Here is a 1,038-nt window from a genome sequence, read left to right as displayed (position 1 = left end):
CTAGGGCGTGTTTCAGAAGTCGTGGTGGCCGGAAGGTCACGGCGTGGCGGTGATCGATAGCTGAAGAGGTCTCCGGTAAACGGTTCAGCGACCAAGCTCGAACTTCATACCGGAGACCTCGTGGCCACCCTAGCGGTGACGAGGCGGCACGACCTCACCGACGCCCAGTGGCAGCGGCTCGCTGCGCTGCTGCCTGCCGCGTCGGGCAAGGGCCGGCCGCCGAAGTGGGAGAAACGGCAGCTCATCGACGGGATCAGGTGGCGGATCCGGATCGGGTCGCCCTGGCGTGACGTCCCGGCCGAGTACGGACCCTGGCAGACGGTCTACGGCCTGTTCCGTCGCTGGCAGCGCGACGGAACCTGGGACAAGATCTTGACCGCGTCACAGGCCGCCGCCGATGCGGAAGGCCGGATCACCTGGACGGTCAGCGTGGACTCGATGACCAGCCGCGCACACCAACACGCCGCCGGCGCCCGCAAAGACGGCCACCTGCAGAAAGAGCCACCAGGCGGCGTGCACGACGAACCCGCCGATCACGCCCTCGGACGATCTCGCGGCGGGCTGACCACCAAGACGCATCTGGCCTGTGAGCAGGGGCAGAAGGTCCTATCGATGGTCGTGACCGCCGGGCATCGTGGTGACAGTCCGCAGTTCATCCCGGTCCTGCGCCGTATCAGGGTGACCCGTCTCGGCGTGGGCCGGCCCCGCACCTGCCCCGACCTGGTCCTGGCGGACAAGGCATACACCAGCCGCGGCAACCGCGGCTACCTGCGCAAGCGTGGGATCAAGGCGTGCATCCCGAGCAAGAAGGACCAGGACGCCCACCGCAAGGCCAAGGGCACCCACGGCGGACGCCCGCCGAAGTTCGACCCAGACCTCTACCGGATGCGACATGCCGTCGAGAACGGCATCGCCCGACTCAAGCGCCACCGCGGCGTGGCCACCCGCTACGACAAGTTGGCCGTCCGGTTCCAGGCCGTCCTGACCATCACCATCATCTGCGAGTGGCTCTGACCCGCTTATGAAACACGCCTTAGG

1 protein-coding gene is annotated in these 1,038 nt (G+C 67.5%); it reads left to right on the top strand.

The features are described from left to right. Positions 1 to 120: 120 nt before the first annotated feature. A complete protein-coding gene (locus AB0H57_RS32865) occupies positions 121 to 1,014 on the top strand; it encodes an IS5 family transposase (RefSeq protein WP_357512648.1) in 894 nt (297 codons plus the stop codon). The last annotated feature ends 24 nt before the right edge of the window (positions 1,015 to 1,038 follow it).

It is taken from the genome of Micromonospora sp. NPDC050686, from assembly GCF_040654475.1.
Lineage (GTDB): Bacteria > Actinomycetota > Actinomycetes > Mycobacteriales > Micromonosporaceae > Micromonospora.
Note: the sequence above shows the minus strand (reverse complement) of the source record. Positions and strands in the feature narration are given on the sequence as shown.